The 1025-nt window shown below is 68.2% G+C and carries 1 protein-coding gene; it reads left to right on the forward strand.

Going from position 1 to position 1025, the window contains the following annotated elements; all coding sequences use genetic code 11:
• On the forward strand, nucleotides 1–1025 hold a 1025-nt coding region (locus tag ACFVTM_RS23170; protein ID WP_390206594.1), incomplete at both ends, for an AMP-binding protein.

Below are 1025 nucleotides of genomic sequence, written 5' to 3' on the forward strand. Positions count from 1 at the left end.
GTGGTGGTCAGGCGCAACGGGGCCGAGGTGGACTGGCACGAGGGCCGGGACCACTGGTGGGCCGACACCGTCGGCGCCGCCTCCCCCGAGCACACCGCGGTCGGGCACGACGCCGAGCACCCGCTGTTCATCCTCTACACCTCCGGGACCACCGGCAAGCCCAAGGGCATCCTGCACACCACCGGCGGCTACCTCACCCAGACCGCCTACACCCACAAGGCGGTCTTCGACCTGCACCCGGACACCGACGTGTACTGGTGCACCGCCGACATCGGCTGGATCACCGGGCACTCCTACGTCGCCTACGCCCCGCTGATCAACGGCGCCACCCAGGTCATCTACGAAGGCACCCCGGACTCCCCGCACCAGGGCCGCTGGTGGGAAATCATCGAAAAATACCGGGTCTCCATCCTCTACACCGCCCCCACCGCGATCCGCACCTTCATGAAATGGGGCAAGGACATCCCCGCCAAGTTCGACCTCTCCTCGATCCGGGTCCTGGGCTCGGTCGGGGAACCCATCAACCCCGAAGCCTGGATCTGGTACCGCGAGACCATCGGGGCGAACGCCGGGAAGAACGGGCAGAAAAAGGAACACCCCGCCCCGATCGTGGACACCTGGTGGCAGACCGAAACCGGCGCGCAGATGATCGCCCCGCTGCCCGGGGTCACCGCCACCAAACCCGGCTCCGCGCAGGTCCCGCTGCCGGGCATCGCCGCGGACGTCGTGGACGAAACCGGCGCCTCCGTGCCCAACGGCCACGGCGGCTTCCTGGTCATCCGCGAACCCTGGCCGGCCATGCTCCGCGGCATCTGGGGCGACCCGGAACGGTTCAAGGACACCTACTGGTCCCGCTTCGAAACCATGTACTTCGCCGGCGACGGCGCCAAAAAAGACCAGGACGGCGACATCTGGCTCCTCGGCCGGGTCGATGACGTCATGAACATCTCCGGCCACCGGCTCTCCACCGCCGAAATCGAATCCGCCCTCGTCTCCCACCCCGCCGTCGCCGAAGCCGCCGTCGT

The organism is Arthrobacter sp. NPDC058130, from assembly GCF_042884475.1.
GTDB lineage: Bacteria > Actinomycetota > Actinomycetes > Actinomycetales > Micrococcaceae > Arthrobacter.